This window comes from Pseudomonas nunensis, from assembly GCF_024296925.1.
GTDB lineage: Bacteria > Pseudomonadota > Gammaproteobacteria > Pseudomonadales > Pseudomonadaceae > Aquipseudomonas > Aquipseudomonas nunensis.
The window spans coordinates 3222522-3243706 of sequence record NZ_CP101125.1 but is presented as its reverse complement, the minus strand read 5'-3'; the positions used below and the strand labels follow the sequence as shown (position 1 = coordinate 3243706).

The 21185-nt window shown below is 60.6% G+C and carries 18 protein-coding genes; 9 read left to right on the top strand and 9 right to left on the bottom strand.

Features of this window, described 5'->3' with window-relative positions; translation table 11 throughout:
- Nucleotides 1-7: 7 nt before the first annotated feature.
- From NK667_RS13775 to NK667_RS13765, 3 genes are all read right to left on the bottom strand, one after another.
- Complete coding sequence (locus tag NK667_RS13775) at nucleotides 8-3670, bottom strand: hypothetical protein (RefSeq protein ID WP_054615091.1); 3663 nt, start codon at nucleotides 3668-3670, stop codon at nucleotides 8-10.
- A gap of 183 nt (nucleotides 3671-3853) precedes the next feature.
- A complete protein-coding gene (locus NK667_RS13770; RefSeq protein ID WP_054615090.1) occupies nucleotides 3854-4687 on the bottom strand; it encodes an AraC family transcriptional regulator in 834 nt (277 codons plus the stop codon).
- 34 nt (nucleotides 4688-4721) lie between these two features.
- Entirely contained in the window at nucleotides 4722-5219 is a 498-nt protein-coding gene (locus NK667_RS13765; RefSeq protein WP_054615089.1) for a VOC family protein, read from the bottom strand.
- Nucleotides 5220-5367: 148 nt separating this feature from the next.
- Between NK667_RS13765 and NK667_RS13760 the strand changes: the two genes are divergently transcribed.
- Complete coding sequence (locus NK667_RS13760) at nucleotides 5368-6726, top strand: XAC2610-related protein (RefSeq protein ID WP_054615088.1); 1359 nt, start codon at nucleotides 5368-5370, stop codon at nucleotides 6724-6726.
- A 9-nt stretch (nucleotides 6727-6735) separates the two neighbouring features.
- Here the strand turns inward: NK667_RS13760 and NK667_RS13755 are convergent, their stop codons facing one another.
- From NK667_RS13755 to NK667_RS13745, 3 genes are read right to left on the bottom strand one after another with little or no spacing between them, the layout of a single operon-like run.
- Entirely contained in the window at nucleotides 6736-9150 is a 2415-nt protein-coding gene (locus tag NK667_RS13755) for a TonB-dependent siderophore receptor (protein WP_054616267.1), read from the bottom strand.
- Nucleotides 9151-9158: 8 nt separating this feature from the next.
- Nucleotides 9159-10142: a FecR domain-containing protein gene (locus NK667_RS13750; protein ID WP_054615087.1), complete on the bottom strand. Its 984-nt coding sequence runs from the start codon at nucleotides 10140-10142 to the stop codon at nucleotides 9159-9161.
- 3 nt (nucleotides 10143-10145) lie between these two features.
- Nucleotides 10146-10670, bottom strand: a complete 525-nt coding sequence (locus NK667_RS13745) for a sigma-70 family RNA polymerase sigma factor (RefSeq protein WP_054615086.1) — start codon at nucleotides 10668-10670, stop codon at nucleotides 10146-10148.
- A gap of 292 nt (nucleotides 10671-10962) precedes the next feature.
- Between NK667_RS13745 and NK667_RS13740 the strand changes: the two genes are divergently transcribed.
- Together NK667_RS13740 and NK667_RS13735 are read left to right on the top strand one after the other, a co-directional pair.
- Entirely contained in the window at nucleotides 10963-11211 is a 249-nt protein-coding gene (locus NK667_RS13740) for a hypothetical protein (RefSeq protein ID WP_054615085.1), read from the top strand.
- Nucleotides 11211-12461, top strand: coding sequence for an NnrS family protein (locus tag NK667_RS13735; RefSeq protein WP_083471325.1), 1251 nt, complete (start codon nucleotides 11211-11213; stop codon nucleotides 12459-12461). Before NK667_RS13740 ends, NK667_RS13735 begins: the two co-directional genes overlap by 1 nt.
- Here the strand turns inward: NK667_RS13735 and NK667_RS13730 are convergent.
- Nucleotides 12445-13374 (bottom strand): LysR family transcriptional regulator, encoded by a 930-nt coding sequence (locus NK667_RS13730; protein ID WP_054615084.1) that lies wholly within the window; start codon nucleotides 13372-13374, stop codon nucleotides 12445-12447. The genes NK667_RS13735 and NK667_RS13730 overlap by 17 nt on opposite strands.
- A gap of 113 nt (nucleotides 13375-13487) precedes the next feature.
- Here NK667_RS13730 and NK667_RS13725 point away from each other — a divergent pair, with 113 nt between their 5' ends.
- The 5 genes from NK667_RS13725 (at nucleotide 13488) to NK667_RS13705 (ending at nucleotide 18499) form a co-directional block, all read left to right on the top strand.
- Nucleotides 13488-14333: an oxidoreductase gene (locus NK667_RS13725; RefSeq protein WP_054615083.1), complete on the top strand. Its 846-nt coding sequence runs from the start codon at nucleotides 13488-13490 to the stop codon at nucleotides 14331-14333.
- Nucleotides 14334-14597: 264 nt separating this feature from the next.
- Nucleotides 14598-15053, top strand: coding sequence for a (2Fe-2S)-binding protein (locus NK667_RS13720; protein WP_054615082.1), 456 nt, complete (start codon nucleotides 14598-14600; stop codon nucleotides 15051-15053).
- 9 nt (nucleotides 15054-15062) lie between these two features.
- Nucleotides 15063-17234: a xanthine dehydrogenase family protein molybdopterin-binding subunit gene (locus NK667_RS13715; RefSeq protein ID WP_054615081.1), complete on the top strand. Its 2172-nt coding sequence runs from the start codon at nucleotides 15063-15065 to the stop codon at nucleotides 17232-17234.
- Nucleotide 17235: 1 nt separating this feature from the next.
- The gene (locus NK667_RS13710; RefSeq protein WP_054615080.1) at nucleotides 17236-17817 is read left to right on the top strand and encodes a hypothetical protein; all 582 of its coding nucleotides are present in this window, start codon (nucleotides 17236-17238) and stop codon (nucleotides 17815-17817) included.
- Between the two features lie 73 nt (nucleotides 17818-17890).
- The gene (locus NK667_RS13705) at nucleotides 17891-18499 is read left to right on the top strand and encodes a GGDEF domain-containing protein (RefSeq protein ID WP_054615079.1); all 609 of its coding nucleotides are present in this window, start codon (nucleotides 17891-17893) and stop codon (nucleotides 18497-18499) included.
- On the opposite strand, the gene NK667_RS13700 is transcribed toward NK667_RS13705, so the two are convergent.
- Both NK667_RS13700 and NK667_RS13695 read right to left on the bottom strand, forming a co-directional pair.
- Nucleotides 18446-19732, bottom strand: a complete 1287-nt coding sequence (locus tag NK667_RS13700; protein ID WP_054615078.1) for an amidase — start codon at nucleotides 19730-19732, stop codon at nucleotides 18446-18448. The two genes, NK667_RS13705 and NK667_RS13700, sit on opposite strands and share 54 nt — an antisense overlap.
- Nucleotides 19729-20154, bottom strand: a complete 426-nt coding sequence (locus tag NK667_RS13695) for a VOC family protein (RefSeq protein WP_054047518.1) — start codon at nucleotides 20152-20154, stop codon at nucleotides 19729-19731. Before NK667_RS13695 ends, NK667_RS13700 begins: the two co-directional genes overlap by 4 nt.
- Nucleotides 20155-20265: 111 nt before the next feature.
- Between NK667_RS13695 and NK667_RS13690 the strand changes: the two genes are divergently transcribed.
- Nucleotides 20266-21129, top strand: a complete 864-nt coding sequence (locus NK667_RS13690) for a LysR family transcriptional regulator (RefSeq protein WP_054615077.1) — start codon at nucleotides 20266-20268, stop codon at nucleotides 21127-21129.
- Nucleotides 21130-21185: the final 56 nt, after the last annotated feature.

Below are 21185 nucleotides of genomic sequence, written 5' to 3'. Positions count from 1 at the left end.
CTTTCCGTCACGCCAGACCGCTCAGGGCGGTTTCCGCCGAGACGGGCAGGGCGTTGAAGCGGTTGGCGCGAAGTTCGGTGATCGCATAAATGGCCCGGGCGGTACGGCCATTGCCATCGACAAAGCTGTGATAACCAAGGAATGAGCCGAGCATCTGTTTGCCGAAATGTTCGTGAGCCGGATCCAGGGTCGCCAAGTGTTTCTTCAGCATTGCCGCGCCCGACACATTGGACGGGTAACGTGCCTCGGCTGTGGGGCTGCGCAAGGTGTTTTTCACCTCGGGCACCAGGCGTCGATGCAGCGCGTGGTAAACCGCAGATTCTGTCAGGGGTTGGCCGTTGCGGCTGAATTCCCGGAGCAGCGCACTGATGGTGTCCGCTTCGTTTCGCGAATTCGAGGCGTTGAGAATCCAGGCCGTGGCCCGGTCGACGTTGTCGGTCAACCCGCCCGGGTTAAAGGACACCTCGTCAAGGACGCCGCCGAAAGGCGCCTTGCCAAGGTCCGAACCGCGCACGATGGCCTGGTATTGATTCATCGCCACCAGGTTTTTGTATTCGACCTTCAGGATGTGGTTGAAGATCTCCGGCAACACGGTGTGCTCCAGGAACTGGTAAAGATTGTCCAGCGAGTACTTCTGCGCCAGTTGGCGGGTCAGCGAATCCACGACGTCAGTGTCCAACACCTTGGCCAGCGATCGGGCATCGTCAGATTGGCGTGCAATATCGGCCAGTGTTTTTTCCAGCAGCTGCTGAAGTTCCTGTTCGGGAACCTGCTTGAGCAACCTGGCGTCATTGGCGTGCAGGTGTTTGAGGACCTGTTCCACGGTTTCGATTCCATCGCTTTTAAACAGCGCCCGGGCGTGAGCCACGGTGTCCAGGCCCATGCGAATTTCTGAAGCCGCGCCGGTATGGTTCAGTGCTCGGATCAGGTCATAGGCATTGGCCCCGGTCAGTTGCCTCAGTTGCGCCCGTGCAATCTGGGCGCTGGAGGCCGCGAAGTGACCTGCTTTTATCGCGCCCCTGCCAATCAGCTTCGCGCCTCCCTTGAGCAATGACGGGACACCATCCAAAGGGTTGAGCAGGCTAACAACCGCACTTGCGCCCACCCGCGATGCCGTCAGCAGTTTCGTGGTCAGGGAAGCACCTTTGGCGACACTGCCTGCAACCTTGAGCGGAATGGCGGCAAAGGCGAGGCCGACCACCGCAGCGTCCATGACGCATCCGGCGATCGCGTTGCGCTGCCGTTCGGGGACACCCGAGGACATCTCCTCGACGCATTCCTTGAATGGAATGATCAGGTTGAGAATGACATTGAACACGGCGTCGGTTTTTTCAATGGCCCGTTCTCGCTCGGTCTGGTCAAGCCCGATCTGCATCAGTTCCTTTTCGGTAAAGAGCGGGTTTTTCCGGGCAATCAGGTCGCTGATGGCTTCTATCCGTTCGGAGCCGAAGTAGCGGACCGGGTTGGCCGATTGGATTGGATGCGTCGATGCTTTGAATTCGCCGATTCTGGTGAGGTAAAAACTGGAATTCACACCGTCCCGTGGTTCGACATTCTTGAGGTAGGCGTCCAGGTCAACGGGGGCATTGGTAATCAGCGTCTGCTGGTTGAAGTCTTCATCTGCCCAATGGGAAATAAGCCCAGGAGCCACGACGGATCGAAAATCCTGGCGTGATCGGCATTCCAGGCGCATGGGGAATAGTTCATAGCAACGAATCAGTGAACCCATCACCGCGCAAATAATGATGCCGTAGCGAGCCGGGTCTTTTTCAGGCTGCAGAGTCGTTGGAGGGCTCGTGAATATAAATCCACCACTGGGTCGATAATCGACGTTGGTCTTGACCTCGTTAACCTGATAGATGCCCAGGTGGCCCCGCTCAATAAACTTCCTGTTGGACTCTTCCATTTGCGAAAAGATGAACCTTATCGTGGTCGATAAAGCGTTCGTTGTTGCGTTGTAGTGCGCCTGAATGGCTTCTTCATACAAATGGGCAACGGGATACAACTGCGTCAACTGCGGGAAAGCCTGGTAAATATCCTTGCCCTTGATACGGCCCCAGTTCCGGGTATGCAGTTCATCTCCCAGGTACAGGTCCAGTACCGAGACTTTCCTGCCGGCGCCGCCACCACTGCCGCGATGTTTGACCAGCAGTTCATCAGGATCGATGTCGGGGATATCTGATTTCAGCTCCTTCAGCGCGAGCACCTTTCGGCTGGGGATCGGTTGGTTGATGCAGTCCAGCCCCTTCGACAGGGCGCCCACATAGCGGTTGTATTCTTCAATGCCTTGGCTCAGCGCCGCCTCGCTCAAGCGGCCGTCAGCCTCCCGAGTGATCAGATCGTTCATCAGCGCCCAGGTGATGATCGGGTCAATCATATGAGAGACATGCAGCGCTTGCAGTTGCGGGGTCAACCCCGCGACCTGACTGAACTCCAGCAGATGCTGATACGTCATCACACGGGATGCGCCGGGAACCAGCGCTTCAACCAGATGAACCGCCTGGGTGAACACCACCCAGCCCGGGCTGCCGAGTCGCAGTTCGGCGGGGACATCGCGGACCAGGTATTCAGGGGCCATGCCCGCCAGCACCCATTCCACGACCAGCGGCGCAATCATGGGGTTCAGGGCACATCGGTTTTTCAGATGCCGTTGCAACTCTTCGCGCACGTCGGCGGGCTGACGGTGCAGGTAGTGGGTCGAGTAGAGGTCAAAGCCTGCGAATGACGTGTTGGCGCTGTCGGCATCGGGATCAAGATCAAGCAGCAGGGCGGCAATCAGCAGTTGCTCGATGAAGGCTTGGGTGGATTTGGCGCCGGTTTTTTCAGTGAACCAGCCCAGTGCATCAAGATACGGCTGCCCGTGATCGGTATTTTGCCGGGCGATGTCGATCAGCCTTTGTAATCGATAGTCATGGCTGGTCGGCAGTTTTTCCGAGCCGGCGTTTTCCAGCATCAGCCAGGCGCCAAATTGCTCGACCAGAGGAGCTTCCTCGACTTTCAGTGCCTGGTTCACTCGGCCAATGATGGCGCGGTTTTGCTCCGTGAGCCTGAAGGGCGAATCGTCGGGCGTGTCCAGTAACTGCCAGTAATTCTCGAACGTCGGGCTGGAGGGCAGCGTTGCGAAGTTGAGCAAGTCGATCAGCGCCTGGATGTCCTGTTCGCTGGTCGGCAGTTTCAGACCGTGGAATTGCAGCCATTGACCGATGGTAATACGGCCATTGGATGTAACGAATCCGGCGGTAGTGCCGGCCATTTTCGTCAGCAGTTCCAGGTCTTCCTGAAGCGCGGTGATGCTGGCGACATGGCGGGTAATGTCGGTGCGCGAAAAGTAATGATTGGTGACGTAAGTCGGCGGGTTGCCCGGACGCCCACCGGAACTCGAGTTTTCATGGGCGTGGTAAATACGCCCGTTTTTGTCGACATGGAACGTGTCGTTTTCCCGAATGGATCGTTCCGCCCGAAGTTTCAAGAACTCGGGATGACGGATCAGGCGCGCGAGATAAACCGACGCCGGGCGGTGGGCCTGGTCGAAGGTCGAGCCCGTCACGCTGCTAACGGCCAGGCGATCCCACGGCCATTCGAGGGTTTTGTGGACGAACGCGTCGCCGATAAGGTTCGCAAGTGTTTCGGTTACAACTTGCCGCTGAAGTTCGTTGCTGGCGTTATACATACTGAAGTTCCCTCTTCTAGTGATGTGGCTGTTGTTTTTAGAGTAAGGGAGTACGCACAAATTCGTGGTTGTGGGTCTATGACAGTATGTGAAAACACGTCGCCGACGTTGTGTTGTGGGGGCGAAGTTAATAGTTGCTGTTGTTGCTACTTGTGTTTAACGGTGTTGGACAGGGAAGACCACTTACCCCCGATACTGCCCCGGTGTCGCCGCCAGATGCTGTTTAAACGCCCGCTGAAAGTGCGCCTGATCGGCAAACCCGGCTTCCAGCGCCACATCGGCGATCAGCCGGCCGCTGCGCAGACGCTCCCGGGCAAACTGGATGCGCTGGTTGACCAGGAAGGCGTGGGGCGTCATGCCGAAATGCTGCTTGAACGCGCGAATCAGGTAGGACGGCGACAACTGCGCCGCCTCGCAGATGTCTTCCAACTTGAGCAACTGCCTGCAGTTGTCGCGGATGTACTCGGCGGCACGTTCCAGTTTGAAGTTGGGCTCGCGCAGCGGCTGATCGATGGGGTTGAGTCGTTGTTGCACGTCGGTGAAAAACTCCACCGCCGCGCTGTGTTTGCGCAGCACGTCTTGCTCTGTGTCGATCAACACCGCGTACAAATCTTTCAGACCAGTAAACAGACTGGCGTCGCGCAAATGGGTGATGGAAAACCGCCGGAATGCCTGGTCCTGGCTGAACCCCAATTGATGCTGCAAGTCGGTCAGCCATGGCGTCTCGACGTAGAGCATCAGGTACGACCAGGGCTGGTCGTCGATGGGATTGCAGGCGTGGACATCGCCCGGATTCATCAGCACCACGGTGCCGGCGCTCACCGTAAATTCCGATTGCTCGTGAACGTACGTGCTGCACCCGGCGGTGATCGCGCCGATGGAAAAGTGCGCGTGGGAGTGCCGGGCATAGCAGACCTCGCGCCCGTCGGCGATGGCCCGGGCCTCGATGAAGGGCAGGGCGTCGTCGCGCCAGAAGCGTGGGGCTTTGTCGGCATCTTTGGCCACGGTGTGCTTCATCATCGGCGTCCTCGCAGGTCAGCGCACGAGTGTATTAGCTCTCGCCATGAAAGGCGCGCTGCAGTTCGGCGATGTCGAGTTTTTTCATCTGCATCATCGCCTGCATGGCCCGTTGGGATTTGACCGTGTCAGGGTCCTTGAGCATTTCCGTCAGCGCCACCGGCACGATCTGCCACGACACCCCGAACTTGTCCTTCACCCAGCCACATTGTTCTGCTTCGGGAACAGCGGACAACGCGCCCCAGAAATGGTCGATCTCGACTTGCGTGTAGCAATTGACCTGGAACGACACCGCTTCGTTGAACGTGAACACCGGGCCACCGTTGAGCCCAGTGAAGCTTTGGCCGTCGAGTTCGAAACTTACGGTCAATACCGAGCCTTCCGGGCGTCCATGAAACTCGAAACCGGCCTTGCCGTAATGGGTGATGGCGGTGATTTTCGAGTGATCGAAGATCGAGCAATAGAATTTGGCAGCCGCTTCAGCCTGATCGTCGAACCACAGGCAGGGTGTGAGTTTTTGCACGCGTTGCATGGCGGTTCTCCTCTACGGGTTATCACGCTGGATTATCAGCGTAGTCAGTCTGTAGTCGATTGGCCGTGCCGTAGATCGACAAGTCGCCGCCCGCACCGTTTGCCGTTAGACTTGCCGCCCGGATTTTGCCGCAAGGACGCTCAGCATTATGGTTGCCCCTCGTTTATTGGCTGTTGCCTGCCTGCTTGCCAGCACGGGCCTAAATGCCGAACCGTTGACGTTTCACCTCACTGATCCTGCGCACAAATATGCGATTGAGGTGGTGTTCCCGCAGCCGCCCGCTAAAAGCTATGAGGGCGCGCCCGCGCAGATCACCTTGCGCGACAAAACCGGTGGCCAGGTGTTGCAGCGCATTGATTCACCCGAGGGGTTTGTCACGTACAAACCGGGCAGCCAAATGATGGAGATCAACCAGGCCCCGCTCTATGGCGAACAGAGTTTGCTGTTTTTCGATGATTTCAATTTCGACGGACAACAGGATCTGGCTGTGCGCAACGGCAGCGAGGGCGGTTATGGCGGGCCTTCCTATGACATTTACCTGTCCGCCCCCGGGGGCCCGACTCTGGTGTTTGCCCCGGCTTTCTCCGACCTGACCCGCGACGGGCAATTGGGCATGTTCGGTGTTGATCCAGTCGCCAAGCGCTTGCACACTAGCTCGAAAAGCGGCTGCTGCTGGCATCAGTACGCGACTTGGAAAATCGAAAATAATGAACCGGTCATGGTCGCTGAAAAGATCGAGGCGATGCAGATGCCGACGCAAGCCAATCCCTACATGCCAGCGGGCTACCTGGACGTCACCGAACGCGAGCTCAAGGACGGCCAGTGGATCGAACACCAGACACTTGCGGGCCCCTACGCCGAGCCGCCATTGACGTTTCGCGGCACCCTTAACGACAAGATCGCGTTCGAGCTCTGGTGGCAAATCCAGGGCGAGGTGTACATAGGTGAAGTGCGTTACGGAAAAAGCGGTAGCGGCAAACCGATCCGGCTGGTCGGAGACTCCGTCTATGGTCGCGGTGTGTTGCTGCATGAATTGGACGATGACGGGCAGATCACCGGCGATTGGTCCCTGAAAGACGAACCGGACGAACAGGGTAACTACACAGGCACCTGGCGTAGCGCCAAGCGCGAGTTCAACGCCAAAATGCGTCTCGCCGAATTCAAGATTGCGCCGCAGAAACTTGAAGGGGTGGCCAACAATCAGCGTGAAGGTAAGTACCGGCTGACCAATTTCGAAGCGAGACTAATCAGCGAGCTGTCGGTGAAAATACTGCCGGGAATCGATAATGGACCGGAGACTGCCGATATCACCCTCGACTACTCACAGCTCAAGGACCCACCGAGCGAAATCCATTATCAGTCGACGTTGCAGGCAGGCAATCTGGCCATCGTGCTGGACGCCCAGGGTGGGCCGGTCTTGCGCCTGCAGTTGTTCAACGGCGCGGCGGTCGTGACGGGTTACGGTGAGTACCTGAAATACGGCGGCAACTACGTAAAAATCCGCTGAGGCGCAGCCCTAGAACTCCCACTTGGTGGTGAGCTGCAAACTCCGCGGCTCCCCATAAAACCCGGTGCCGAAATTTCCGAGGCCGGTGTAGTATGTCTTGTCGAACAGGTTCTTCACATTGAGCGTCGCACTCAGGTGCTCGTTGAAGCGATAGCGCGCCATCACGTCCACCAAGTAATAACTGTCCTGGGTGATACGCGCGTATTGGCCGCCGTCGTTTGGATTCGGCTGGAACACATTGCCGAAAAATTCACTCTGCCAATTCACCCCGCCACCGACCGTGAGGTTTTCCCAAACCCCGGGCAGTCGATACGTACTGAACACCCGCACCACTTGCGCCGGCGCCGTGGTTTGGAGCACGGAGCCGTAGACGTAATCGCCCTTGGCATCGCGTGTGTGGTTGTAGGTGTAACCGGCCGAGAGTTTCCAGCCGTCCAGCACTTCGCCGGCCAGTTCCAGTTCGAAACCCTTGGTGGTCGCGCCTTGCACCGGGCGGTAGATCGACTCGGTGTCGACGCCGCTGACGTATTCGGCGAGGTTGTCCTGTTCGATGCGGAAAATCGCCAAACTGGCGTTCAGCCGCCCGCCGAAATACTCAGCCTTGATGCCGGCCTCGTAGGCATCGCCTTCCACCGGATCGAGTAATCGTCGATTGGCGTCTTTGCTCATTTGCGGCTGATAAATGTTGGTGTAGCTGGTGTACACCGAGTAGGTGTCGTCGAGGTCGTAAACCAGCCCGGCGTAGGGCGTGATCACGCCGGTTTGCCGGTAGCCGTCGCGCACGTCCGGGGTATTGGCGTCGAGGTAGTCGAGATGGTCGCTGCCCTTGAAATCGCTGACCCGGCCACCGAGGATCAGCGACAGATCGTCGGTCGGCTTCAGGCGGGTGGCCAGGTAGGCGCCGGTCTGGCGCTGGACGATGTCGTCGCTGCCGACTTGCGGAATGTCCGGTTTCGGGAATTCGCCGCGCCAGTCGAAGATGCTGCCGTCCAGCGCCGGATAGATCGAGCCGAACACCGGTATGTCCTGGCGGGTGTTCATCGCCATGAAACCGGCGATCAATTGGTGCTCGCGACCGAACAGGCTGAACGGGCCGCTGAAGTTGACGTCGAGGTTGTCCTGCACCTCGTCGCCCTTGAATTTGCCCATGTACATGAACATGCCGTCACCGCTGACCGGGTCCGGGTTGCCGCCGCTGGCCGAGCCGAGAAAGGTGTCGTGCTGGCGGTGTTTGCGGTCGTAGCTGACTTTCAATGTCCAGTCGTTGGCCAGTCGCTGTTCCAGTGAGGCGAACAGCGTCTGGTTGTTGAAGTCGCGGCGGCTCCAGTCGGTGGCCGGGTTGAACGAGCGCGAAAAGTGCGTGCGTGAACCGTCGCTGTTGAACATCGGGAAACCGGTCCAACTGGCGCCACGGGATCGAGTGTTTTGCTGGTCGATGCCGAAGGTCAGCAAAGTGTCCGGCGTCAGGTCGGTTTTGAGGATGCCGTAGGCGATGTCCTTGGTATTTTGATAGTGATCGGCGTGGGCGCTACGCTCCTGATAGACCCCGACGAAGCGCCCGCGCACGTTGCCGCTGGCGGTCAGCGGGCCGGAGACATCGCCTTCGCTGCGATAGCTGTCCCAAGAGCCGACACTGCCACTGACCGAGGCCTTGAACGTCTCGGTCGGACGCTTGCGGATCAGGTTGACGGTGGCCGACGGATCGCCCGAACCTGTCATCAGGCCGGTGGCGCCCTTGATGATCTCGACGCGGTCGAAGGTCGCCATGTCGGTGCTGGTGGTGCCGTAATCGTAGACGCCGTCGTAGTCGGTATTCACCCCGTCGTACTGGAAATTGGTGATCGGCAGGCCACGGCTGGAAAACTCCCAGCGCTCGCTGTCGTAGTTCTGCACGCTGATACCGGGAGCGCGACGCAGGACATCGGCGATGCTGGTGCCGCCCTGATCGTCCATTTGCTGGCGGGTGATGACCGTGATCGATTGCGGGGTTTCACGCAATGACAGCGGCAGGCCGGTGGCGGTCGAGGTCGAGCTGGTGGTGTAGGCGTGGGTGGCTTCGGTGATTGCGCCGAGGCTGAGCGCTGCGATATTCGTGGCATCCAGTTCAAGCGCACCACTTGCGGGTTGCAGCACATAACCGCCGCCGATCTGCGGTTGCGCTTGCAGACCGCTGCCCTGTAGCAGGCGCTGCAAGGCTTGTTGTTCGGTGAAATCGCCGCTCAGGCCCGGACTGAGTTTGCCGCTGGCAAGGTCGTTGTGCCCGGCGAGGAAAATCCCTGCTTGTTCGGCGAAGCGGTTGAGCACGCTGACCAGTGAGCCGCCCGCAATCGCGTAATGACGCTTCTGGCTGGCGGACTGCTCACTGGCGGCCGGAGCGATGCCCGGCGCAAGACTCACAAGCCCTGTCGCCAGCGCAAAGGCCATCGGGCGAATCACGCTTTCGGGCCGATGCTGACCCACCAAGGCATGGTCTTTTGCACCCGGATCGGCAACGCCGCTTCCAGCAAGCGCAACGCCTGATCGGTGTCCTTGAGCGGGAACGAACCCATCACCGGCAGCCCGGCAATTGCTGGATCGCACGCCAGATGCCCCGGTCGATGGCGGCTCAACTCTTCGATCAACTGCCCCAGCGGCAGGTTATCCGCCAGCAACACCCCGCGACGCCAGGCTTCGCGTCCGGCAGCGGCAGGCGTGGTCGCCAGAATCTGGTTTTCGCTGAACGCCAGTTGCTTGCCGGCTTCGACGACGTGCACCTGACCGTGCAAGGTGCGAACTTCGACCGCGCCTTCGTACACGTTCAGCAACGTGCGCTGTTCGTCCTGGCGCACGCTGAAACGCGTGCCCAGCGCGCGCATCTGGCCTTGGGCGGTGTGCACCAGGAAAGGCCGGCGGCTGTCCTTGGCGGTGTCGATCAACACTTCGCCGCTACGCAGCAACAGCAACCGTTGCGCGTTATCGAAGCGTACGTTCAGCGCACTCAGGGCATTCAGCCAGATCCGGCTGCCGTCGCTGAGCAGGCTTTCCCGGGTTTCGCCGGTGCCGGTGGACAGGTCGGCGGTCCAGCGGCTGAAGGTGTCCGGCAACGAGGTTTGTCGCCACGCGCCCCAGCCCAACAAACTGCCCGAGGCCAAAATAAACAGGCTCTTGAGGGTTTGCCTGCGGCTGACTGGTGAGCGGCTGGTGTGGCGCAACACATGGCTGGCGGCCTGCGGCTGGTCATCCTGCAGGGCGGCGAAGCGTTGGCCGACGCGCTCGACGTAGCGCCAGGCTTGCTGATGATCGCCGCTTTGCGCCATCCAGGCTTGCCAGCGTTCGCGTTCCGGTTCGCCGGCCTGCTGATCGTGCAATTGCACATACCATTGGGCCGCCTGTTCGAGGCTGGCGTGGCTGATGCTGTTCGGGGAAGTGCGAGGCATGGGTTACTCGATCAGCAGGCCGTCGAGTTCGGCCTCGAGGATCGCGCAATGCATCAACGCCTGGGCCAGGTACTTCTTGACCATGCGTTCGCACACACCGATTTCCTCGGCGATGGCGCGGTAGGGCAGGCCGTGCAACTGGGCGAGGATGAACGCATCGCGCACCCGCTGCGGCAGCCGTTGCAGCATCGCGTCGACTTCATACAGGGTCTCGACGATGATCGCCCGTTGCTCCGGCGATGGATGAACCGCCTGGGGCCGCGCGGCGAGGGTGTCGAGCCAGGCTTGTTCGAGTTGACGGCGGCGCCAGTGATCGATGCACAAGCCCCGGGCGATGGTCGCCAGGTAGGAGCGCTCACGGGTTTCGCAGTCGAACGCCAGCGGACGCTTGAGCACCCGGATAAACGTGTCATGGGCCAGGTCAGCTGCATCGAAAGCGTTATTCAAGCGTCGGCGCAGCAGCTCATGCAACCAGCGATGGTGCGAGAGATAGAGGTTCTGAACGCTGGAGAGATCGGCGACCGTCATCGTGAGCACTATCCATGGGCGACCGGCGCCTTCGGTGCAAATAAGAATGGGTCGCGATTAAACCAAATGACCTGAGTGTGCGCAAATGATATTGGTTTGCTTTTAGGCGGGTGAGCGGAGTGAATGTTGGTGATGTAGTCAATATGACGTTGTTCTGAGTCATTAAGACCATTATAGGGTTGAGTCATATTGACTGCGTTGTGGCCAACCCTTTGATTTACCGGCCTATAAATCCTGGCATGGCTTTTGGATTAACTCTCGTACCACTGAACAGCTTCGGGAGTACGGAAAAATGTTTGATTTCTTCAGCAATCCCCAGAACGTTCTGCACCTGTCGAGCAAAGTGTTGGGCGGTGGCCTGGCGCTGCTTTTGATCGGCATCTACGGCGCTTACCTCTACAGCGGTCACTTGCCCATCGTGGCGCTGGTGTCGATGCACGCCATGACCATCATCGGCCCAACCCTGCTCAAAATCGGCTACGTGATGCGGTTGCTGGCCCAGCATCGCCTGGCAACTCACCACGTTGGTGTGGTGGCTTGATGCACAAGCCCAACACAACCGGTGGGAGCGAGCTTGCTCGCGATAGCGGACTGGCAGGCGACAAAAGTGTTGAGGCTGCAACCGTCATCGCGAGCAAGCTCGCTCCCACAAGGGCGGCCGTTTTCAGCCTTGGCTTTCGACCGTTCTTCCTTGCCGGCGCCGGGTTTGCCGTGCTCGCGGTGGCGATCTGGGCGCTGTGGTTGTACGGCCGATTACCCGGTGCGCAACCGATCGGCGGGATGCTGGCCTGGCATCGGCATGAAATGCCTTTCGGTTTCGCCACGGCGATCATCGCCGGTTTTCTGCTGACGGCGGTGCCGAACTGGACCGGGCGTCCGGGCCTCAACGGCTGGCCCTTGATCGGCCTGGTGCTGGTGTGGCTGCTGGCACGACTGGCCTGGCTGCTGCCGATCAGCCCGACGCTGTTGATTGCTCTGCAACTGCCGTTTCTGCCGTTGCTGGCCTGGTGCCTGGGGCGGGATCTGGTGGCGGCGGGCAAACGTGACAACTATCCGATCCTGCTGATGATCACGCTGCTGGCAGGCTGTCAGGCGATGACCTTGTGGGGTTTCGTGGCCGACGACGCCGGATTACAACGCCATGGCGTGCTGGCCGCGTTGTGGCTGGTGGCGGCGCTGATGAGCGTGATTGGCGGGCGGGTAATTCCTTTCTTCATTCAGCGTGGCTTGAATCGGCCCGCTGCGGCACCGGCTTCTCCGCTGACCACCAAAGTATTGCTGCTGGGCGGATTGCTGGCTGCGGTGTCGTTTGCCGCTGGCTTGAATGACACGCCGAAACTTTGGCTGGCTGCGTTGTTCCTGATGCTCGGCGCAGTGCATCTGCTGCGGTTGTGGCGCTGGCACGACCGGGGCCTCTGGCGAGTGCCGCTGTTGTGGTCGCTGTACCTGGCTTACGCCTGGCTGGTGGTTGCCACATTGGCCATGGCGCTATGGCATTTGGGGCTGATGCCACAACAGAGCCTGGCCACTCATTCGCTGGCGGTCGGTGGGATTGGCGGACTGATCCTGGCGATGATTGCCCGGGTCAGCCTGGGGCATACCGGCCGCTTGCTGCAGCCCTCGAAAACCGTGGTGCTGGGCTTTGCCTTGCTGTTGCTCGCCGGTGTGTGCCGGGTGTTGCTGGTGCCGTTTTCCGCTGCTGGACTGGGATTGTCGGCGCTGCTCTGGTGTGCGGCATTCGGGCTGTTTCTGACGCGTTATACCGGCATCCTGCTCAAACCGAGGGTTTAGCGCCGAGGCCGCCGCGTTCGGCAATCCAGCGGGTCGCCATGTCGATAAAGGCGCGCAGTTTCGGCTGCGTCTGGGTGCGACTGGGGAAATACAGGTACAGCCCCGAACTCAGCGGCACAAACGCTTGCAACACCCGTTGCAGACGTCCATCGGCCAACTCCTCGGCGATCTCCAGGTCGCAGGCATACGCCAGGCCCAGGCCATCCCGGGCAGCGGCCACCAGCAACTTGCGGTCGTTGACGATCACGCCACCCGCAACGCCGACGGTAAAGTCGCGACCCTCGCGGCGAAACTCCCAGCGATGGGCATTGCCCGAGGTCGAGAAGCGAAAGCCGATGCATTCGTGCCCGGTCAGCGCTTCAGGCGTGGCGGGTTGCCCGGCCCTGGCGAAATATGCGGGAGAGCCTACAACCGACCATTGCAGATCAGGCGTCAGGCGCACGGCGACCATGTCTTTCTCGATGGATTCGCCCAATCTGATCCCGGCATCGAAACCGCCCGCCATCAAATCCACGGTGGCGTCGTCGAGGGAAATATCCAGGGTAACTTGCGGGTGTGCCTGGCGAAACAGCGGCATCAATGGCTCGATCAGCAACGCGCCGGACAGGCGTGGCGCAGTGATGCGCAGGGTGCCCATCGGTTGATCGCGAAACCCGCTGAGCACCGCCAGCGCTTCATCGATTTCACTGGCTGCCGGGCGTAAACGGCTGAACAGGCTCGCGCCGGCCTCGGTCAGCGCGACGCGCCGAGTGGTGCGCTGGAACAACAGCACGCCGGTGCGCCGCTCCAGCAATTTGATCGCATGGCTGACCGCCGTGGGCGTGACGGCCAGGCGGGTGGCGGCGAGGGTGAAGCTTTTGTGCTCGGCCACCGCGAGGAATTCGGTCAAGCCGTCGAACGGATCATGGTTCATGGAAAAGCACCATTATGAAAGAGCGTTTCATAGTGCTTGTAACACGAGGGCATTTTTCCCACCAATCTTGCGGCGTACCTTGGGCACATCCCAACCCACACAAGGTATTGATCATGAGCACTTCCAACGCTTTCAAACGTGTCTGGCTGGTCACCGGCGCTTCCCGTGGCATCGGCGCAAAAATCGTCGCTGCCGCCCTGGCCAACGGTGATGCGGTGGTCGCCACGGCCCGCGATGCGAGCACCATCGTCCAGCGTTTCGGCGATCAACCGGGCTTGCTGGCCGCGACCCTCGACGTGACCAATGAGGCTCAGGGCGCCGCCGTGGCCAAGGCCGCCATCGAGCATTTCGGGCGCATCGACGTGCTGGTCAACAACGCCGGTTTCGGTTTGCTCGGCGCGGTGGAAGAGGCGAGCAATGATGAGATCAAACGGCTCTACGAAACCAACGTCTTCGGCTTGCTGAATGTCACTCGCGGGGTGTTGCCGTACATGCGCGCCGCCCGCGGCGGTCATGTGATCAATATTTCTTCGGTGGGTGGCTATCAGTCGGCGCCGGGTTATGGCGTGTATTGCTCGACCAAGTTCGCTGTCGAAGCCTTGAGCGAAGCGCTGCACGGCGAACTGGCACCGCTGGGTGTGAACGTCACCGTGGTCGAACCGGGCTACTTCCGCACCGATTTCCTCGACACTAACTCCCTGGTCGAATCCCCTGAAACCATCGCCGACTACGCCCCGACGTCGGGCGAAGTGCGCAAACTGGCCAAGGCCGTCAACCAGCAACAACCCGGCGACCCGGAGAAACTGGCCTTGGCGATGATCACCCTGGTCGAGGCCAAAAACCCGCCGCTGCGCCTGCCACTGGGGACCGATTCGGTGAGTTACATCGAGGCCAAGAATGCGTTCGTCAGCGATGAACTGAACACCTGGCGCACGCTGTCACAATCCACTGATTTCTAACCCCTGCCCCAATCCCTGTGGGAGCGGGCTTGCTCGCGAAGGCGGTTTAACATTCAACATCTATGTTGCCTGACACGCCGCTTTCGCGAGCAAGCCCGCTCCCACAAGGGATCTTCAACAATCTGGGAGATGTGACCGGCGGTCGCAGAAGCTGGCCGGCAGGTCAATCTGCGCTTAGCTGTATGGATAACCCGAGGCGCGCGTAGGTCTTGAATCACCACAGCGGCGCCCCTTCAGAACACCGTGAGTCTGAGGAAATTGGCAATGCTGACCCTGAATATCAATGGCAAGGACCAGGCGCTGGATGTCCCCGCAGACATGCCGCTGCTGTGGGTCCTGCGCGATGTCGCGCACCTGACCGGGACCAAGTTCGGTTGCGGCATGGCGCAGTGCGGTGCCTGCACTGTGCATGTCGACGGTGCGCCGCTGCGTTCCTGCATCACCCCGGCCACCGCCGTGGCCCATGGGCAAAAAATCCTCACCATCGAAGGCCTGTCCACCGACGGTTCGCATCCGGTGCAACAGGCCTGGGCCGAACTCGACGTGGTGCAGTGCGGTTACTGCCAGTCGGGGCAGATCATGTCCGCCGCCGCGTTGCTGGCGAAGATTCCCAAGCCCACCGACAGCGACATCGACCAGGCGCTCTCCGGCAATATCTGCCGCTGCGGCACTTATCCAAGGATTCGCGCAGCGGTCAAACGCGCCGCCGAGATCGGTTGAGGCCATGTCATGAACAGCATCAACAATCCCGTATCACGTCGCGGTTTTCTCAAGGGCAGCGCGGTGCTCGGCGGTGGTCTGGTGGTGGCGTTTGTCATCCCCGGCGCTCATCGCTTTGCCATGGGCGCCGAGAACCAGGGCAATGTCTTCGCGCCCAATGCCTTCCTGCGCATCGCCAATGACAACAGCGTCACCATGCTGCTCGGCCATTCGGAAATGGGCCAGGGCATCTGGACCGGCCTGACCATGCTGATCGCTGAAGAACTGGACGCCGACTGGTCAAAAATCCGCGTCGAACATTCCCCGGCCTCGGCCAAGGATTACGGTCTGGCCGGGTTCGGCGGCATGCAGATTACCGGCGGCTCGACCTCGACCTGGATGGAGTTCGACCGCTATCGCCAGGCCGGCGCCGCTGCACGCTTGATGCTGATCGACGCCGCAGCCAAGCGCTTCAACGTTGCGCCGTCGGAGATTCGCACGGAGTCGGGCGTGGTGATTGCCGGCGACAAACGCGCGACCTACGGTGAACTGGCGGATGACGCCGGCAAGCTGCCGGTGCCGGATCCGGCCTCGATCAAATTCAAGGAAGCCAAGGACTGGAAGATCATCGGCAAACCGACCGAGCGCCTCGACACGCCGGAGAAAATCACCGGCCGCGCCAAGTTCGGCATGGACGTGCAGTTCGACGGCCTGATGACCGCCATGGTCGCGCGTCCGCCAGTGTTTGGCGGCAGCGTCAAATCCTTCGAAGGTGCCGAGGCATTGGCGGTGCCGGGAGTGCGCAAAGTGGTGCAAGTGCCCACGGGCGTGGCGGTGATTGCCGACCATTACTGGGCGGCGAAACTGGGCCGCGATGCGCTGAAAATCGACTGGGACCTGGGGCCGAACAGCGGGCTCGACAGCGTCAAACTGCTGGAAAGCTTTCGCCAACTCGCCGCCACCCCTGGCATGCCGGCCAGTCAAGCCGGTGATACCGCTGCCACGCTGAAGAAAGCGGCGAAATCCATCGACGTCGAATACAGCGTGCCGTACCTGGCCCATGCGCCGATGGAACCGCTCAACTGCACGGTGAAAATCACGGCGGACAAATGCGAAATCTGGACCGGCACCCAGTTCCAGACCCTCGATCAAATGGTCGCGGGCCAGATCACCGGGCTCAAACCTGAACAGGTGGAAATCCACACCGAATTCCTCGGCGGCGGCTTCGGTCGCCGGGCCAATCCGACCTCGGACTTTGTCGCCGAAGCCGTGCAAGTGGCCAAGGCGGCGGGCATGCCGGTGAAAACCGTCTGGTCGCGGGAGGACGACATTCGCGGCGGCTACTATCGTTCGATGTTCCTCCATCAGGCGAACATTGGCCTGGATGCCGACGGCATGCCGCTGGCCTGGAAGCATGTGATGGTCGGGCAATCGATCATGGACGGCACCGCGTTTGCCGCGACCATGGTCAAGGACGGCGTGGACAAGACCTCGGTCGAAGGTGTGGCCGACAGTCCTTATATCGAAGGGCTGGCCAATCATCAGGTGGAACTGCATTCGCCGAAAACCGGCATCAGCGTGCTTTGGCTGCGTTCGGTGGGGCACAGTCACAACGCGTTTGTCATGGAATCGCTGATCGACGAACTGGCCGATGCGGCCGGCAAGGACCCGGTGGAATACCGACGAACCTTGCTCAAGGATCATCCACGACATTTGGGCGTGCTGAATCTGGCGGTGGAGAAGGCCAACTGGAACGCGCCGTTGCCTGACGGTCACGCCCTGGGCGTGGCGGTGCATGAGTCGTTTGGCAGCTATGTCGCGCATGTCGCCGAAGTGTCCGAGGACAACCTGAAAATTCGCGTGCACCGGGTGGTGTGCGCCGTGGATTGCGGCATCGCGGTCAACCCGCAGAGCATCGCCGCGCAGATGGAATCCTGCGTCACCTTCGGCCTCGGGTTTGCGCTGCACAGCAAACTGACGCTCAAGGACGGTCAGGTGGTGCAGTCCAATTACCACGATTATCAGGTGCTGCGGCTCAACGAAATGCCGGTGGTGGAGGTGCACATCGTGCCCAGCACCGACAAACCCGGCGGCATCGGCGAGGCCGGTGTGCCGCCCGTGGCGCCAGCGGTGGCCAACGCGGTGTTCGCCCTGACCGGGCAGCGTCTGCGGGAACTGCCGTTGCAACTGTCGGGGGTATGACATGAGACGACATTTGATACTTGGCGCCGTGGTGTTGGTCGGTCTGACCGGCTATGCGTCGGACCTGTTCGCAGCGGACAACCAGGCCGCGCTGGAAGCCTTCGGTACTGTGCAGAAGGTCTTCCAGAGCCCGCGTTGCCAGAACTGCCACATCCCCGGCGACTCGCCGTTGCAATTCGACGCCGGCATTCCCCACGCGATGAACGTGGTGCGCGGCATGGACGGCAAGGGCGCCGCCGGTTTGCCCTGTGCAACCTGCCACGCCGAAAACAACCCGCCGGCAAGCTACGGCCCCCACGCACCGCCGGGCGCGCCGCATTGGAGCCTGCCGCCCGCTGCACACAAAATGGCCTGGATCGGCCTACCCGCGGACAAACTCTGCGCGATGATCAAGGACCGTTCCAGCAACGGTGACCGGGATTTCGCTGCGCTGATCAAGCATGTCAGCGACGATAAACTAGTGCTCTGGGGCTGGAATCCGGGCGGCAATCGGGCGCCGGTACCGGTGCCGCACGACATCTTTGTCACGCAATTCAAGCTCTGGGCAGACGCCGGAGGCCCGTGTCCCGTGGCGGGCATCTGACCAACGGCGGCTTAAAAAGGAGTCAAACGGGATATGTGCGCTCTAACGTATATACCCATCGCAGGAGTGACACATGCTGCTTCCAGGCAAACCGATCAAACCGGGCATTAGTGCAGACACCCTGCACGGCCCGGACACTGCACTGCAGGAGCGCGAATTGCTGCGTGACCTGGCGCGACAGGCCGAGCAGGAACTGACCGCGGTGCAGGTGGCGAGCATGGACGAATTGACCCTGTTACCTAATCGCCACGGCTTCCAGGCCCTGGCACAAATGGGCCTGGACGCATGCTTGCGGATGGGCAAACCCGCGACGTTGCTGTTTTTCGACCTCGATAACTTCAAGCACATCAACTATCTGTACGGCCGCGCCGAAGGCGATGATGCCTTGAAAACCTTTGCCGACGTGCTGCGGATCGCCTTTCGCGAAAGCGACGTTATCGGGCGCATGGGCAGCGATGAGTTCGCTGCCTTGCTGACCGGCGCCCACGCCGTGGAGATCTCGGCGATCCGGGCGCGGCTCGAAGAAATGCTCGACGAGCGCAACGCCACGGTGCATCGCGGTTATGACATACGCTTCAGTGTCGGCCAGATCGAATTTCATCCGGCGCTGCATCAGACCGCAGAGGGTCTATTGGCCGCGATAGGTGAGCAGGTCAACGGTCATGCGTTCGGCCACTCGTAACAGCGCAGCATCATTGCGAAACCGACCAATCAACTGCAATCCGATCGGCAACAGCCCTTCGGCGCGTGGCAGCGGGAGATTCACCTGCGGCCAGCCGAACGCGCCCCAGAACTTGATGTAGTCCGATGGGCCGGTGTTTTCGGCGCTGTCCCGATACAGCGGCGCGACGGTGCCGCAGCAGGGGCCGAGCATTGCGTCGAATGGCTGGCAAATCTCATTCAGGATCGGTGCAAGGGCCGTCAATCGGGCCTTTGCAGCGGATTCCTGTTCCCAGGTGGTCGCCGCTGCGCGGTCGAACATCGCCAGTATCGACGGGCTCAGCAGTTTGCGATGCTCCTGAAACTCCTTCGCCAGTGAACGGGCGCCCTCGCAATCGTTGATCAACAGGTGATCGTCGAACACCCCGGCGAATTCGTCCGGCAACTGCACCTCGCTGACCTGATGACCGGCGCCGTGCAAGTGTTCAACCGCTTGTTCCAGAGCGCTGGCCACGTCGGGGGCGACTTGATCCCAGCGCGCAGTGCGATAGAAACCCAGGCGCAGCGGACGCTGCTCGATGTCAGGCACTTTGAATCCGGGGATCAACACCCGCCCCACAAGACACAGATCTCGTACCGAGCGGCCATACCAGCCGACCGTGTCGAAACTTGGGGCCAGCGGTTTTATCCCTTCCAGCGACACCAGCCCAAACGACGGCTTGAACGCGAACAGGCCGCAATAGGCTGCCGGTTTCAGCAGCGATCCGGCGGTCTGGGTGCCCAGCGCCACCGCAAAGAAGTCCGCCGCCATCCCGGCCGCAGAACCAGCGCTGGAACTGCCCGGCGTACGCTCCAGGTCATGCGGATTGCGGGTCGGACCAGTGCGCATGTAGGCAAATTCGGTGGTGTGGGTCTTGCCCATGATCAGCGCGCCGGCCTGGCGCAGCAGGGTCACCACATGGGCGTCCCGCGACGGTTTATGGTCGGCATAGATTGGCGAAAAGAACTGCGTGGGATAGTCGGCGCTGTCGATAATGTCCTTGACGCCCACGGGCACACCGGCAAGCAGGCCTCGGCCATCATTCTGCGCGGCGTGCAGGCGCACCTGCTGCGGTTTGAACGAGGCGAAGGCGTGGATGTCCGGTTCCAGCGTTTCGATGCGCTGAAGAAAGGCCTCGGCAACGGCTGCGACCGTCGTTTCACCGTCGCGCACCGTCTGACTGAGGGCGGTGGCATCCAAGGCAAGGCGGCTCATTTGGCAAACAACTGGCTGATGTCCTTGAACGCCTTGAACTCAAGGGCATTGCCGCACGGATCAAACAGAAACATCGTCGCTTGTTCGCCCACCAAACCCTGAAAACGAATGCCCGGTTCAATCACGAACTGCGTACCGAGGGATTGCAGACGTTCGGCCAGGACCTCCCATTCCTTCATTCCCAGGACCACGCCAAAGTGCGGCACCGGCACGTTATGGCCATCCACGGCGTTGGTGTGGGCGGCTTCTTGCGAGGCGTTTTTCGGCGCGAGGTGAATCACCAGTTGGTGGCCGAAAAAATTGAAATCCACCCAATGCTCGCTGGAGCGACCTTCTTCCAGACCGAACACTTCGCCATAGAAACTGCGCGCGGCCGCCAGGTCATACACCGGTATTGCCAGGTGAAAAGGGGAGAGCTGCATGGGTTGATCCTCAACGGTCGGAAGTTACAGCTGAGTTTAGTCCTGTGCTTTTTGATTAAAATACGATAATTTTTGCATCGAGCTCAAATTATTTCGATCAATGGTGCGGCCATGTTGCGGGAACTGAAAACCTTTATCGCGGTGACCCGCTACGGCACGTTCGCGGCGGCCGGCATGCACATTGGCCTGACGCAATCGGCGGTCAGTGCACAGATTCGCAATCTGGAACAGGCGCTGGGCATTCGTTTGTTTGACCGCACCGGACGTCAGGCGCTGCTCAATGCGGCGGGCGAGCGGGCGTTGCCGATGGCCCGCGAGATGCTGGAAACCTTCGCGCGCATGGCGGTCAGTGATGACGTCAGTGAATACCGTGGCGAATTGAAGATCGGCGCGGTGGCCACGGTGCAGACCGGTTTGTTGCCTCAGGCGTTGTTGCGGTTGAGGCAGCAGGCGCCATTGCTGGAGCCGAAACTGGTGCCGGGGGTGTCGTTGAATCTGCTGAGCCAGGTGGACACCGGCGAAGTGGATCTGGCGATCCTGATCAAGCCGCCGTTTGAACTGCCCAAGGAATTGTCGGCGCAGGTCATCCGCAAAGAACCGTTTGTGCTGATCGTGCCGGCGGATTTGGAGGGCGATGATCCGCTGCAACTGCTCGCCGACCATCCTCACGTGCGCTACGACCGCAACTCGTTCGGCGGACGCCTGGTGACGCGGTTCCTGCGCGAACAGCAGATTGACGTGCGCGTGGCGCTGGAACTGGATGAGCTGGAGGCGATTGTGAAAATGGTCGAGTGCGGGTTGGGCGTTTCGCTGCTGCCCGAGGCGGGGTTGTGGGTGGAGCATGGGGCGAAGGTGCGGGTGATTGCGTTGGGGGAATTGACGTTCTATCGCGAGATTGTGTTGTTGCAGCGCTATAGCCAGCGCATGCAGCCGATTCAGCAATTGTTTGCGCGGTGTCTCACACACAACACCTAACCCCCTGTGGGAGCGGGCTTGCTCGCGAATGCGGTCTTCCAGCCACCAGATATGTC